The organism is Exiguobacterium sp. SH1S21 (genome assembly GCF_004337175.1).
Taxonomy (GTDB): domain Bacteria; phylum Bacillota; class Bacilli; order Exiguobacteriales; family Exiguobacteriaceae; genus Exiguobacterium; species Exiguobacterium aurantiacum_A.
In genome coordinates this window covers 1-428 of the sequence record NZ_SJUY01000032.1, presented here as the reverse complement: position 1 = coordinate 428, position 428 = coordinate 1, and the positions used below count along the sequence as shown (strand labels likewise).

The 428-nt window shown below is 45.1% G+C and carries 1 pseudogene; it reads left to right on the top strand.

Features of this window, described 5'->3' with window-relative positions:
- Positions 1-143: 143 nt before the first annotated feature.
- Positions 144-428 (top strand): annotated as a pseudogene (locus tag EVJ24_RS15200) (Zn-dependent hydrolase); the annotation flags it as partial.

Sequence of the window (428 nt, the reverse complement as noted above, 5' to 3'; positions counted from 1 at the left end):
ATATTAAACAACGCAAAGCCGCCGTCGAAGGCATCGAAATTGTTGATGATATTTACCAGTATTTAATTTCCGACGCGCTTTATAACACGTCATACGAAACGAAAAATCCCTTTGCGCAATAATTATTGAGACAGGACTTTCTTATGATTACACATTTTCGTCAAGCCATAGAAGAAACGCTGCCCTGGCTTTCCTCTTTTGGCGCTGACCCAACGGGTGGGATGACCCGTTTACTTTATTCGCCGGAATGGCTGGAAACCCAGCAGCAATTTAAAAAAAGAATGGCAGCAAGTGGGCTGGAAACACGTTTCGATGAAGTAGGGAATTTATACGGTCGCCTGAATGGTACCGAATATCCACAGGAAGTGATTCTGAGCGGTTCGCATATCGATACCGTGGTTAACGGCGGTAACCTCGACGGGCAATTC